The 12,258-nt window shown below is 64.3% G+C and carries 14 protein-coding genes and 1 other RNA gene; 5 read left to right on the forward strand and 10 right to left on the reverse strand.

Features of this window, described 5'->3' with window-relative positions:
* Window positions 1-38: 38 nt before the first annotated feature.
* From hflC to ACKWRH_RS34750, 10 genes are all read right to left on the reverse strand, one after another.
* Entirely contained in the window at window positions 39-935 is an 897-nt protein-coding gene (gene hflC, locus ACKWRH_RS34705; protein ID WP_445217190.1) for a protease modulator HflC, read from the reverse strand.
* Window positions 932-2,068 (reverse strand): FtsH protease activity modulator HflK, encoded by a 1,137-nt coding sequence (gene hflK / locus ACKWRH_RS34710; protein WP_445217191.1) that lies wholly within the window; start codon window positions 2,066-2,068, stop codon window positions 932-934. Before hflK ends, hflC begins: the two co-directional genes overlap by 4 nt.
* A gap of 154 nt (window positions 2,069-2,222) precedes the next feature.
* A complete protein-coding gene (locus tag ACKWRH_RS34715; RefSeq protein ID WP_445217192.1) occupies window positions 2,223-2,735 on the reverse strand; it encodes a dihydrofolate reductase in 513 nt (170 codons plus the stop codon).
* Window positions 2,735-3,220, reverse strand: coding sequence for a GNAT family N-acetyltransferase (locus ACKWRH_RS34720; protein ID WP_445217193.1), 486 nt, complete (start codon window positions 3,218-3,220; stop codon window positions 2,735-2,737). The genes ACKWRH_RS34715 and ACKWRH_RS34720 overlap by 1 nt, the downstream gene beginning before the upstream one ends.
* A gap of 5 nt (window positions 3,221-3,225) precedes the next feature.
* Window positions 3,226-4,020: a thymidylate synthase gene (locus ACKWRH_RS34725; protein ID WP_445217194.1), complete on the reverse strand. Its 795-nt coding sequence runs from the start codon at window positions 4,018-4,020 to the stop codon at window positions 3,226-3,228.
* A gap of 187 nt (window positions 4,021-4,207) precedes the next feature.
* Window positions 4,208-5,188, reverse strand: a complete 981-nt coding sequence (locus ACKWRH_RS34730) for a tripartite tricarboxylate transporter substrate binding protein BugD (RefSeq protein WP_445217195.1) — start codon at window positions 5,186-5,188, stop codon at window positions 4,208-4,210.
* A 134-nt stretch (window positions 5,189-5,322) separates the two neighbouring features.
* Window positions 5,323-6,837, reverse strand: a complete 1,515-nt coding sequence (locus ACKWRH_RS34735; RefSeq protein WP_445217196.1) for a tripartite tricarboxylate transporter permease — start codon at window positions 6,835-6,837, stop codon at window positions 5,323-5,325.
* A 7-nt stretch (window positions 6,838-6,844) separates the two neighbouring features.
* Entirely contained in the window at window positions 6,845-7,606 is a 762-nt protein-coding gene (locus ACKWRH_RS34740) for a tripartite tricarboxylate transporter TctB family protein (RefSeq protein WP_445217197.1), read from the reverse strand.
* Window positions 7,607-7,700: 94 nt separating this feature from the next.
* Window positions 7,701-8,231 (reverse strand): chromate transporter, encoded by a 531-nt coding sequence (locus tag ACKWRH_RS34745; protein WP_282520597.1) that lies wholly within the window; start codon window positions 8,229-8,231, stop codon window positions 7,701-7,703.
* Window positions 8,228-8,833 carry a chromate transporter gene (locus tag ACKWRH_RS34750; protein ID WP_445217198.1) on the reverse strand — a complete coding sequence of 202 codons (606 nt, stop codon included), beginning with the start codon at window positions 8,831-8,833 and terminating at the stop codon, window positions 8,228-8,230. The genes ACKWRH_RS34745 and ACKWRH_RS34750 overlap by 4 nt, the downstream gene beginning before the upstream one ends.
* Window positions 8,834-8,929: 96 nt before the next feature.
* Here ACKWRH_RS34750 and ssrA point away from each other — a divergent pair.
* From ssrA to ACKWRH_RS34775, 5 genes are all read left to right on the forward strand, one after another.
* Window positions 8,930-9,295: a transfer-messenger RNA gene (gene ssrA, locus ACKWRH_RS34755) on the forward strand.
* Between the two features lie 114 nt (window positions 9,296-9,409).
* Window positions 9,410-9,928 (forward strand): SspB family protein, encoded by a 519-nt coding sequence (locus ACKWRH_RS34760; protein WP_028147704.1) that lies wholly within the window; start codon window positions 9,410-9,412, stop codon window positions 9,926-9,928.
* Window positions 9,929-10,017: 89 nt separating this feature from the next.
* Window positions 10,018-11,451 carry a class II fumarate hydratase gene (gene fumC, locus ACKWRH_RS34765; protein ID WP_445222528.1) on the forward strand — a complete coding sequence of 478 codons (1,434 nt, stop codon included), beginning with the start codon at window positions 10,018-10,020 and terminating at the stop codon, window positions 11,449-11,451.
* Between the two features lie 277 nt (window positions 11,452-11,728).
* Window positions 11,729-11,917, forward strand: coding sequence for a DUF4169 family protein (locus ACKWRH_RS34770; RefSeq protein WP_028156439.1), 189 nt, complete (start codon window positions 11,729-11,731; stop codon window positions 11,915-11,917).
* Window positions 11,914-12,168 (forward strand): ribbon-helix-helix domain-containing protein, encoded by a 255-nt coding sequence (locus ACKWRH_RS34775; RefSeq protein ID WP_282520594.1) that lies wholly within the window; start codon window positions 11,914-11,916, stop codon window positions 12,166-12,168. Before ACKWRH_RS34770 ends, ACKWRH_RS34775 begins: the two co-directional genes overlap by 4 nt.
* The last annotated feature ends 90 nt before the right edge of the window (window positions 12,169-12,258 follow it).

A 12,258-nucleotide genomic window follows, 5' to 3' on the forward strand; every position in this document is an offset into this window, starting at 1 on the left:
TGGACGAAGGGCGGCAGAACTGCCGCCCTCTGTCTAGCTCACGGCTTCGCCGGCGTCTCGGTCGCCGTCTTGCCGGACGGGTTACCAAAGAACCGGAAGAAATCCGAGTCCGGCCGCAGCAGGAAGCGGGTGTCGTTCGCGCGCAGCCCGTTCTCATAGGCCGTCATCGACCGGTAGAAAGCGAAGAAGTCGGGGTCCTTGCCGTAGGCTTCGGCGAACAGGCGGTTGCGCTCGGCGTCGCCGACGCCGCGGGTCTGCTCGGCCTGCGATCTGGCTTCCGCCTCGATCACGGTCGCCTCGCGGTCGGCCTTGGAGCGGATCTCCTGTGCCTTCTGGCCGCCCTGCGCGCGGAACTCGGCGGCTTCGCGCTCGCGCTCGGTCTTCATGCGCTGGTAGACCGCCTGGCTGTTCTGCTCCGGCAGGTCGGCGCGGCGGATCCGGACGTCGACGACCTGGATACCGTAGCCGTCGGCCTCGCGATCGAGCTGGTCGCGGATGCGCTGCATCAGCTTCTCGCGGTCGTCGCGCACCACGTTGATGAAGGTGACCTCGCCGAGCACGCGGCGCAGCGCCGCGTTCAGGAGCGTGGTGAGCTGGATGTTGGCGGCCTGGATCGAGCCGACGCTCTGGTAGAAGCGCAGCGCGTCCTTGATGCGGTAGCGCGCGAAGGCGTCCACCACGAGCCGCTTCTGGTCGGACGCGATCGCTTCCTGCGACGGGTTCTCCAGATCGAGGATCCGCTTGTCGATGTTGATCACCGAATTCCACGGCGCCTTGAAGTGCAGGCCGGGCGCGGTGACGACATCGACGGGACGGCCGAACTGCAGCACGATGGTCTGCTCGGTCTGTTGCACCGTGAACAGCGACATGTAGCCGACGATCACGACGAGCAGGAGGGCGAGCAGCGCGACGATACCTGTGACCGGAGACCTCATCGGTTGCCTCCGCTCGAGGGCTGACCGGTGGTAGGCGGCCGCTTGGTCGTCAACTCATTGAGCGGCAGAAAGGGCACGACGCCCTGGCCCGAGGGGCCGCCGTCATAGACGAGCTTGTCGGCGCCGCCGAGCACGCGCTCCATCGTCTCCAGATAGATTCGTTCACGCGTCACGTCGGGCGCCTTCTTGTATTCCTCGTAAACCTTCAGGAAGCGGGAGCTCTGGCCCTTGGCCTCGGCGACCGTCTGCTCCCTGTAGCCTTCGGCGGCCTGCATGATCTGCGCCGCACGTCCGCGGGCCTGCGGCACGACCTGGTTGGCGTAGGTCTGCGCCTCGTTCTGCAGCTGCTCGAGATTGGCGCGCGCCGCCTGGACGTCGCGGAACGCGTCGATCACCTGCGCCGGCGGGTCGACCTTCTGCATCTGCACCTGGGTGATGAGAATACCGGCGCCGTAGCTGTCCAGAGTCCTCTGGATCAACTCCTGCACGCCCTGCTCGGTGACGTTGCGCGCACCGGTCAGGATCGGCTGGATCTGCGAGCGGCCGATCACCTCGCGCATCGCGCTCTCGGAGACCGCCTTCACGGTGCCTTCGGGATTCTGGATGTTGAAGAGGAAGTCGCCGACGCCGTCCGGCTTGATGCGCCAGAGCACGGTGAAGTCGACGTCGACGATGTTCTCGTCACCCGTCAGCATCAGGCTCTCCTCCGGCACGTCGCGAATGGAGCGGCCGCGCCGGGCCGGATCGTCGATCAGCGTCATGCCGATGGAGGTGGTGTTGACGCGCAGCGCCTTGGGCAGCAGCACGGTCTCGATCGGATAGGGCAGATGATAGTTGAGGCCCGGCTGCACGGTGCGGACATGCTTGCCGAAACGCAGCACGACGCCGAGCTCTTCGGACTGCACGCGGAAGAAGCCCGACAGCAGCCAGAACGCGACGATGAGCAGGACGATCAGCGTGATGCCGATGCCGGAGAAATAGCCGCCTGGCATGATCTGCTGGAGGCGGTCCTGGCCGCGCCGCAAAAGGTCTTCCAGATCCGGCGGCCTTGGCCCGACCGGTTGCGGGCCGTTGCCCCATGGTCCCTTCGGACCCGAGCCCCATGGGCCACCGCCCTGATTCTTCCACGGCATTCGACGCTCTCCTCGGCAGGGTGAAATTTGCCCCCGCCCGCTTTGTCCGGTCCGGCTTTATAGGGGACAGGCAAGTCCCTTACAACGCGGCCCGGGCCGTCTTTCGAGCTATGCTCGGGCACGAAAAAGTCAATGTAAACATTGACGAATGCGGTTAATTGCCCGCCCGCCGACGATATGTCACATAGGAGTAGTCGGCGCTGTCGTCGGGTCCGGCAGGATGACGGATGCGCTCGACCTCATCCCACTCTGCCTTGGCGATGTCGAAATGCGTGTCGCCTTCGGGGCGCGCATGCACCTCGGTGATTTCGAGGCGGTCGGCGCGATCGAGCCATTGCCGAAAGATCTCGGCGCCGCCGATCACCGCGATCTCGGCGACCGAACGCCGCAGGGCATCGCCGCGGGCAACCGCCTCTGCATCGGCAGCCGACGACGTGACGATGGCGCCATTGGCGCGATAATCCGCATGGCGCGTGATGACGATGTTGGTACGGCCCGGAAGCGGCCGCCGCGGCAGGGATTCGAAGGTCTTGCGGCCCATGATTACAGGCTTGCCGATCGTGAGCGCCTTGAAGCGCGCCATGTCGGATTTCAATCGCCATGGGATCGCGTTGCCGGCGCCGATGACGCCGTTCTCCGCAATCGCGACGACGAAGACGATCTCCATCAGGTCGCGCTCCCGGCAAGTCGTGTCAGTGCCGGGCCTGTGACGCGGCACAGCGTCCAGTCGTCCATCATGACGGCGCCGAGCGATTTGTAGAACGCGATCGACGGCGCGTTCCAGTCGAGCACCGACCATTGCAGGCGCGACCAGCCGTTGTCGACGCACTCCTTCGCGAGGTAGGCCAGCAGCGCCTTGCCGAGGCCCCTGCCCCGATGCGACGGCCGCACGAAGAGATCTTCGAGATAGATGCCTTGGCGGCCGCTGAAGGTGGAGAAATTCGCAAACCACACTGCAAAGCCGACCGCCTCGCCGTCCCACTCGGCGATCGCGCAATAGAGCTGCGGACGCTCGCCGAACAGCGCTTCCGCAATCATCGCCTCGGTCGCCTCGACCTCGTGCGAAAGCTTTTCGTATTCGGCAAGCTCTCGGATGAAAGCAAGAACGAGCCCGGCTTCGCCGGCGCGCGCGCGGCGGATGTTGAGCGACATTTGCGCTAGACCGCGACTTCCGCCTTGATGTGCGGATGCGGATCGTAGCCGACGAGCTCGAAATCCTCGTACCGGAAGGAGAAGATGTCCTTCACATCGGGGTTGATCCGCATCACCGGCAACGCGCGCGGCGCGCGCGTGAGCTGAAGCCGCGCCTGCTCCAGGTGGTTGGAATAGAGATGGGTGTCGCCGAGCGAATGCACGAAGTCGCCGGGCTTCAATCCCGTGACCTGCGCGACCATCAAGGTGAGCAGCGCGTAGGAGGCGATGTTGAAGGGCACGCCGAGGAACACGTCGGCCGAGCGCTGATAGAGCTGGCACGACAGTTTGCCGTTCGCGACATAGAACTGGAACAGCAGGTGGCAGGGCGGCAGCGCCATCTTCTCGACGTCGGCGGGATTCCAGGCGGTGACGATCAGCCGGCGAGAATCCGGAGTGCGCTTGATCATGTCGATGACATTGGCGATCTGGTCGATGCGGCGCCCGTCGGCCGTGGGCCAGGAACGCCACTGATGGCCATAAACCGGCCCGAGATCGCCATTGGCATCGGCCCACTCGTCCCAGATGGTGACGCCGTTGTCGCGCAGATATTTGATGTTGGTGTCGCCCTTCAGGAACCACAACAGCTCATGCACGATCGCCTTCAGCGGCAGCCGCTTGGTGGTCAGCATCGGGAAGCCGGCGGACAGGTTGAAGCGCATCTGATGGCCGAACACCGACAGCGTGCCGGTGCCGGTCCGGTCGGTCTTCTCGGCGCCGTCTGAAAGAATCCGCTCGAGCAGGTCTTGATACTGGTGCATGTGCCAAAAACCTTTGGGAAGACGGCAGCCTTTGGGGAGGCGGCGAACTTAACGGCGCGCCCCGCGCTACGACAGCTGCGATTCGCTGTTTAAACGCATTATACCCCGAAAAGTGGCTGTTCCCGGCGCAAACAACAAGGGGCGGAACTTACGTCCCGCCCCTCGCCTATCGGCTTGAAAGTGCTGGTTAAGTTGCCGGCTTGAGCACCGGGGTCCACTTCGCGATCTCGTTCTTGACGAGGGTCGCCAGCGCCTCCGGCGTCCGGTCCTTGGGACCCGGAATGACGCTGCCGAGCTCGAGCAGGCGCTTCTTCACGGTCTCGTCGTCGAGCGCCTTGATGGCGGCGGCATTCAGGCTCGCGATGATCGCGGGTGAGGTTCCCTTCGGCGCGAACATCGCGTTCCAGGCCTGGGCCTGGAATGCAGGCAGGCCGGCCTCCGCCGTCGTCGGCACGTTCGGCAGCGACGGATTGCGCTCGGCCGTCGCGATCGCATAGGCCTTGATGGTGCCGGCATTGATCTGCGGCACGGCATTGACGATCTGGTCGCACATGTAATCGACCTGTCCGGCCACCAGCGCATTCATCGCGGGGCCCGTGCCGTTGAAGGGCACGCCGACCGGCTTGACGTCGAGGATCGAGTGCAGGAGCTCGCAGGAGACGTGCGAGACCGAGCCGACGCCGGCATGCGCGGCGTTGACCTTCTCGGCGTTCGCTTTCACGTAGGTGACGAACTCCTTGAGGTCTTTCGGCGGAAAGTCCTTGCGCGCCAGGATCAGGATCGGCGTGCCCGCGAGCAGCGCGACCGGCTCAAAATCCTTTTCCGGGTGGTAGGCGAGTTTCGGATAGAGCGGCACCGAGGCGGCATGTGTGCCCATATGCCCGGTAATGAGCGTATAGCCGTCATTGGCCGCGCGCGCAGCGCGCGTGGTCGCGGTGGTGCCGCCGGCGCCAACCACGTTCTCGATGATGATGCTCTGTCCGAGCGTCTGCGCCATGTGCCCGGTGACGATGCGCGAAATCACGTCGGTCGGTCCGCCGGCCGCGAACGGCACGATCATGGTGATGCTGCGCGTCGGATAGGTCTGCGCGTCCGCCGGTGCGACAAAGGCGCACAACGATGCGAACGCCGCGGCACATGCGCCCGCAAGCGCGCGAATGGAAGTCATCTCGATCCCTCGGACGTAAAACAAAAATGCCGGCCACAGGGCCGGCATTTTCATTTCACGAAGAGGTCACACAAGTCGATTCGACTTCCGAATGCGGCGTGCCGACGCAGGACGCCGCGACGACGCAGGCGCGGTCAGTTCTCGGATTCGGTGAACACCTCGTCGCGCTTGGCGCGCAGCACCGGCAGGACCGTGAGGATCAGCAGAAACGCCGCGATCGCCAGCAGTACCGCCGACAACGGACGCGTCAGGAACACGCTCCAGTCACCGCGCGAGATCAGAAGCGCACGACGCAGGTTCTCTTCCATCAGCGGTCCGAGCACCATGCCGAGCAGCAGCGGCGCCGGCTCGAAATCGTGCTTGATCAGCCAGTAGCCGACCAGACCGAAGACGCCCGCGAGGATGACGTCGACCGGTGCGTTGTTCACCGAGTAGATGCCGATCGCGCAGAAGATCACGATCGAGGGGAACATCAGCCGGTAAGGCACCCGCAGCAGCCGCACCCAGATTCCAACGAGCGGCAGGTTGATGATGATCAGCATCAGATTGCCGATCCACATCGAGGCGATCATGCCCCAGACCAGATCCGGCTGCTTCTGCATGACCTGCGGGCCCGGCACGATGCCGTGGATGGTCATCGCGCCGACCATCAGCGCCATCACCGCGTTCGGCGGGATGCCGAGCGTCAGCAGCGGAATGAACGAGGTCTGCGCCGCAGCATTGTTGGCGCTTTCCGGCCCCGCCACGCCCTCGATCGCGCCGCGGCCGAACCGCGACGGGTTCTTGGCGAGCTTCTTCTCGAGCGTATAGGCGGCAAACGACGCGATCACCGCGCCGCCGCCCGGCAGAATGCCGAGGATCGAGCCGAGCACGGTGCCGCGCAGGATCGCAGGCGTCGAGTCGGCCAGGTCTTTCCTGGTCGGCATCAGGCCGGTGATCTTCTGCTGCACGAGATCGCGATTCATCTCGGCGCCGGCGTCGAGGTTGCGGATGATCTCGGCGAAGCCGAATACACCCATCGCCACCGTCGCGAAGCCGAGGCCGTCGGCAAGCTCCGGAATGTTGAAGGCCATGCGCGAGGCGCCGGTCTCGATGTCCGAGCCGACCATCGACAGCAGCAGGCCGAACACGATCATCGCGATCGCCTTCAGCACCGAGCCTTTGGCCAGCACCACCGCGAAGATCAGGCCGAGCACCATCAGCGAGAAATACTCGGCCGGGCCGAACGCCAGCGCGAGCTTTGTGAGTGGCGCGCCGAGCACGGCGATCAAAATGGTCGCAACGCAGCCGGCGAAGAACGAGCCGATCGCGGCGATCGCCAGCGCCGGGCCGGCGCGGCCCTGCTTGGCCATCTGGTGGCCGTCGATGGCGGTGACGACCGATGTCGCCTCACCGGGTATGTTGACCAGGATCGACGTGGTCGAGCCGCCATACTGGGCGCCGTAATAGATGCCGGCGAGCATGATCAGCGCGCCGACCGGCGGCAGGCCGAAAGTGATCGGCAGGAGCATCGCGACCGTCGCGATGGTACCGATGCCCGGCAACACGCCGACCAGCGTGCCCACGAGGGCACCGATCAGGCACATCAGCAGGTTGATCGGAGAGAACGCGACGGCAAAACCGTGAGCGAGGTTGGCAAAGAGCTCCATTACACCCTCACTGAACCAGGAAACGCGGGAACATCGGCATCGGCAACCCGAGCACATACGGGAACAGGATTGCGCAGCCGAGCGTCAGGCAGGCGCCGACGATGGCGGCCTCCAGCCAGCGCGTCTCATGCGAGCCCAGCGCTGCAATCATGAAGCTCACGAAGGCCGTGACCACGAGGCCGAGCGGCCGGATCGCCAGCGCGAAAAACAGGATCGCGACCATCACGAACAGAGGCCCGCGCCAGGAATAATGGGCCATCGCCGGCCCATTGGTCAGAAGGCCGGTCAGGGCGATGCCGGCCGACAAGGCCACCAGCAATCCACCGAACATCCGCGGTGCCGTGCCGGCGCCAAAGGAGAAGCCGCGCATGCCCTGCAGATCGCTCGACGCCCACAGCGCGAACAGGGCGAGCGCCATCAGGATGACGCCGCCGACATAGTCCTGCGCCGACCGGATCGTCATGAACAGCGTGAGGATCGCCACCGCAAACAGCGGATAGGAATAGATCAGCGCCAGCAGCACCTCGGGTGACGCCTTCTTGGTGCCGCCACCGAACGATCCGAATATGGTACTGGGCGCACCGGCGAGCAGCGCCGTCGCATGGCTGGTTACGACCTGCAGTGGGCCGCGCCCGGCACCCCAGCCGAAGATCGTCCCGATCGACCAGATGAATTCGAAAATCTGCGGCGCTATCGCCAGCAGGCAGAAGCCGAGCGCCACCGAGGTGTTTCGGGTGGCAGTCGCCGAGTGGCCCATCGTGTCGGCCATGCTTGTCTCCTCCGCGACTCCTAAGTCACGAGCACTGTTGTTCTAATCGGCTGGAAAAGGATCCCCCGCCCGGATCACTGCCTAGCGATTTTCATTACACAATGCCAGCAAAACCAAACAGGCCTCCGGCGAGCAGAAGCCAGAGTGGATTGATGCGCGAGACGGATGCGAGCACTGCAACCGCCGCGGTCAGAAGCAGCGCAGCAAAGGTGCGATCGGTCGACTGGGCCAGGATCAGGGCGCTGGCTGCCATCAATCCAATCGATAGCGGAACCAGTGCAGTCTGAATCAAGGCGGGCCAGCGCGATTGGCTGGGCCGGCTCAACAGACGGCTGACATAATAGGCAAGCAGCGCCGTCGGCAGGCACATCGCCAGCGTCGCCGCCAGCGCGCCGGGGATGCCGGCGACGGCATAGCCGATTAACGTGACGATAAGTACGTTCGGACCTGGCGAGAGCTGCGCGATCGCATAGGCGTCTGCGAACTGCTTCTCGGTCATCCAGTGATGCACGTCGACCGCGATGCGGTGCATCTCCGGCACCGCGGCCGCAGCGCCGCCGACTGCGAATAGCGACATTAGACCAAAGGTGGAGATCAGCGCCCAGATCGGGTTTTCGCTGTTCATGCTGCTACCTTCCGCCGCATCCAATATGTGACGCCGATACTGACGGGAATCGCGACCAGCAGCACCGCCTGGAGCGGCAGGCGAAGCACGCCGATCGCAACGAACACGCCGAGCATGAGAATGAGCACGACGACGTCCATCCGCTTGAGCAACGGCATCATCATGCGGAAGACCACCGCGATCAGCAGCCCGACTGCCGCGCAGGAGATGCCCGCGAGGATGCGGCGCAGCACCTCCACGTCGCCGAACCGGGCGTAGATGATCGCAAGCACGGTCATGATCACCGTCGGCGGCAGCAACAGCCCGGTAAAGGCGGCAACGCCGCCGGCGATCCCGCGCAGCCGCGACCCGAACACCATCGACAGGTTGACGATGTTGGGCCCGGGCAGGAAATGGCAGAGCGCAAAGGTCTCGTTGAACTCGTCCGCCGTCATCCAGCGGTGCTGATCGACGATGGCGTGGCGGGCAAACACCAGGACCCCGCCAAAGCCGGCCAGCGACATCCGGGCGAAGGCCAGGAACAGCGCAACGAGGCCGGGTGGAGGGGCGTGGGTAGCTGGACGGTCCGGCTCTTGGGCGGCCGGTGCTGAATCCGGGGACATGTCAGGAGCTTAGAACGCAGCCCGCCATGCGGCCAAGATCTTACCGGAGGCCGGCCGGAACCTATCCAAAGAGAACCGTGGGGTCCCCACTCGAAACCTCTGTTTTTTGAAACCTTTGCCCCCTATATTGGGGCTGCCGGTTCGCCGGCTATGGAAATAAACGGTCGTCGCAATAAACCATTCGGACCCGGGGGCGGTACCCGGCGCCTCCACCAAAGCCCACCAGCGGGCTCACCCAGAGCGGGTTTTGGCGGGGGCGAAATAGGATCGACGAGGGCGTAAAGGGCGTGCTTTTTCCCGGTATTGTTCCGCCGTTATCGGGCTACTGCAATAGTTGCCAACGACAACTTTGCTCCGGTTGCTCAGGCTGCGTAACGCAGTTTGAAAGACCATCTTAAAGTCCTAACGGGTTAAGCTCCGTTAGGCGGGGTTCGGAGGCACCTGGCAACAGAAGCCTCCACTTACCTCTTATTTCCTTCCCGGCGGGGACTCCTGCTGACCCATCAGGCGCGGTACTATTGCGACTTGGCGAGTCGGGCCGGCAGGGCTCAACTCCTGGAATGCAACAGGACCACCATGGCGACCGATCATATCCGATACGATGTGCTGGCCCGCGACGCGCTGCGCGGCGTGCTGCGGAAGGTGCTGACCGATGCCGCGTCCCATGGGCTGCCGGGCGAGCACCATTTCTTCATCACCTTCGTGTCGAAGGCCGAGGGCGTGAAGCTGTCGTCGCGGCTCTTGGCGCAATACCCGGAAGAGATGACGATCATCCTCCAGCACCAGTTCTGGGATCTGACCGTGCTCGAGGACCGTTTCGAGGTCGGCCTGTCATTCGGCGGCATTCCGGAGCGGCTGATCGTGCCGTTCAGCGCGATCAAGAGCTTCCTCGATCCGTCCGTGAAATTCGGCCTCCAGTTCGACACCTCCGATGTCGCCGAGGTCTCGCCCGAGACGTTGCCGGCCGCTCCCGCGCCGTCGGCCGTCGCAGTGCCCGCGCCTGCCAGCGAGCCGGCGGAAAGCGCCGAGGAGCCGACCGCCCCGAACCAGGGCGGCGCGGAGGTGGTGCGGCTCGATCGTTTCCGCAAGAAATGATCTAGGTTGGGCGCGAAACGGTCGCGCCCGGCCAAACTGCCGATATAGAAGAGCACATGAAGAGGCTGCACGGCATTCCGTGCCGCAGAATGGATGTGCTCATGGCCAAGACCGCTCGCTCGAAGACTGCCCGCCCCGCCAGCCGTACCGAGACCGACAGTTTCGGTCCCATCGAGGTCCCCGCCGATCGCTATTGGGGGGCACAGACCGAACGCTCGCGCCAGAATTTCCGTATCGGCATCGACCGCATGCCGATCGCGCTCGTGCATGCGCTCGGCATCGTCAAGCTCGCCGCCGCACAGTCCAACCTCGCGCTCGGCCTGCTCGACCAGCGCCGGGCCAACGCCATCATCCGCGCCGCGCGCGAGGTGATCGAGGGAAAGCTGGACGATCATTTCCCGCTTGTCGTGTGGCAGACCGGCTCGGGCACGCAGAGCAACATGAACCTCAACGAGGTCATCGCCAACCGCGCCAATGAGCTGCTCGGCGGCGAGCTCGGCGCCAAGAAGCCGGTGCATCCCAACGATCACGTCAACATGAGCCAGTCGTCGAACGACTCGTTCCCGACCGCGATGCACATCGCGGCCGCAAGCCGCATCAATGCCGATCTCGTCCCTGCCCTCGGCGAGCTGCAGCGCGCGCTCCGCAAGAAGGAGAAGGAGTTCGCAAAGATCGTCAAGATCGGGCGGACACACACCCAGGATGCGACACCGCTGACGCTCGGCCAGGAATTTTCCGGCTACGCCGCGCAGGTCGAAAGCGGCATCGCCCGCCTCAAGGTGGCGGTGAAGGACCTCTATCCGCTGGCCCAGGGCGGCACCGCCGTCGGCACCGGCCTCAACTCCAAACCGCGCTTCGCAAGACTGTTCGCAAAGCACGTTACCGGGATTACGAAGCTGCCCTTCACCAGCGCCGCGAACAAATTCGAGGCGCTGGCCTCGAACGACGCCTATGTGCTGGCGCACGGCGCCATCAATTCCGTCGCGACAGGCCTGTTCAAGATCGCCAATGACATCCGCCTGCTCGGATCGGGCCCGCGCTCGGGCCTCGGCGAACTGATCCTGCCGGAGAACGAGCCGGGCTCCTCGATCATGCCCGGCAAGGTCAACCCGACGCAGTGCGAGGCGATGACGATGGTGTGCTGCCAGGTGTTCGGCAATCACACCGCGATCACGGTCGCCGGCAGCCAGGGCCATTTCGAGCTCAACGTCTACAAGCCCGTGCTCGCCTACAACATGCTGCACTCGATCCGGCTGATGGCGGACGCCGCGCGCTCCTTCACCGAACATTGCGTCAGCGGCATCCGCGCCGACGAAAAGCGCATCAAGGAGCTGATGCAGCGCTCGCTGATGCTGGTGACCGCGCTCGCCCCGAAGATCGGCTACGACAACGCCGCCAAGGTGGCGAAGACCGCGCATGCCAACGGCACCACGCTGAAGGAGGAGGCGCTGCGGCTCGGCTTCGTCTCGGCCGACGAGTTCGACCGCCTGGTGCAGCCGGAGAAAATGACGCGGCCTGGATGAATTCCGAATTCCGATAGTCATCCGTAATGATACGGTGCCCTGGGGCTCATAAATATAAGGCTTAAGGGACGGGATTTGATTACCGTCAATGTTGTGGCGAGGCGGCGTGCTACGCGGGCCTCTCTGCCCTTGACGGGGCTAATTCATCGTTTGATGGCCCGAGAGGCCGATTGACGAGGACGAGCGAATGGCGATCAAGTCTCATAGGGCGCAACACGGCACCCAGTTTCTGAATGTTTCATCCTGCCAGAAGAGGAGCGGATGATGGAGACGCGGCATGGGGAACGTCATCAACCTGAATCGTTTCAGGAAGCGCGCCGAGCGGGAAGCCACGGCGAAGCAGGCGGACGTCAACCGGGCGAAGTTCGGCCGCACGAAGGCGGAGCGGTCGGCGGAGGAGACGCGCGCGGACAAGGCGAAGGCGCATCTGGACCAGCATCAGATCGATCGCGAGGATCAGTCATGAAATCGCCCGTGGTGAAACGGTCGATCGTGGTTGCCGGCCACAAGACCAGCGTCAGCCTGGAAGAGGCGTTCTGGAACGGCATGAAGGAGATCTCGGGCCTGCGCAACATGACGCTGTCCGAGCTGGTCGGCGAGATCGACGGCAACCGCCAGCAGGGCAATCTGTCCTCGGCGATCCGCCTGTTCGTCCTCGACTACTTCAAGAGCCGCGCCATGGCCGCCATCCAGGCGGACAAGGTCCCGGCCCAGTAGGCGTTTGGGCGTCCTCCAATGGCGCCTCCCGGTTTCTGCACTTTAAAATCACTCTAAGGTGCAGTTTCAGCCGACCCGCGCGCTTGACCT

The sequence above is a fragment of the Bradyrhizobium sp. Pa8 genome (assembly GCF_052588265.1).